This is a genomic window from Bacillus sp. SIMBA_074, from assembly GCF_046534555.1.
Classification (GTDB): Bacteria; Bacillota; Bacilli; order Bacillales; family Bacillaceae_G; genus Bacillus_A; species Bacillus_A mycoides.
In genome coordinates this window covers 1-384 of sequence record NZ_JAWRYM010000161.1, presented here as the reverse complement: position 1 = coordinate 384, position 384 = coordinate 1, and the positions used below count along the sequence as shown (strand labels likewise).

The 384-nt window shown below is 34.9% G+C and carries 1 protein-coding gene; it reads left to right on the top strand.

Features of this window, described 5'->3' with window-relative positions; translation table 11 throughout:
- Positions 1-384: GerAB/ArcD/ProY family transporter (locus tag SB773_RS30305; protein WP_410593893.1), on the top strand; the 384-nt coding region annotated here is incomplete at its 3' end.

The following is a 384-nucleotide window of genomic DNA, read 5'->3' as shown; positions in this document are numbered from 1 at the left end:
ATGATAGGCGGTTTTTTATTATTTTTCGTTTATTATAGTCTTTTTCGATACTACCCTGATCAGCTGTTAACTGATTTTGTAAGAAATATACTGGGGAACTTCTTAGGAAGGATAGTAGCCTTTTTATACATTCTTTATTTCGTCTATCTCGCTGCAAGGGTGTTGAGGGATTTCGGGGAGACACTGATTACTTTTGCCTATCCTCACGTTCCATTATTTTTTGCTAATGCAACATTCATTTTAGTAGTGGTATTTACTGTTCGTAAAGGGATAGAGGTAATGGCAAGGACGGGTGAAATATTTTTTGTCTTGGAGAATTTACTTTTCTTGACATTCATTTTTCTGATAGTCGTTTCAGGCATGATCCATTTAAACAACTTAAAG